The sequence below is a fragment of the Aquabacterium sp. A08 genome (assembly GCF_011742065.1).
On sequence record NZ_JAAQQT010000131.1, the window covers coordinates 1 to 275 of the forward strand.

General features: G+C 66.2%; 1 pseudogene. It reads left to right on the forward strand.

Annotated features, from left to right (window positions below):
• Positions 1–275 (forward strand): annotated as a pseudogene (locus tag HA630_RS00735) (DNA repair protein RadA); the annotation flags it as partial.

Here is a 275-nt window from a genome sequence, read left to right on the forward strand (position 1 = left end):
TCGGTGGCGCAGGTGCGCGAATGCGCGGCGCACCTGACGCGTGCGGCCAAGGCCAGCGGCGTGGCCATTGTGCTCGTAGGTCACGTCACCAAGGAAGGCGCCCTGGCAGGCCCACGCGTGCTGGAGCACATGGTGGACACGGTGCTGTATTTCGAGGGCGACACCCACAGCAGCTACCGGCTCATCCGCGCCATCAAGAACCGCTTCGGCGCGGTGAACGAGATCGGCGTGTTCGCCATGACCGAAAAAGGCCTGAAGGGCGTGAGCAACCCCAG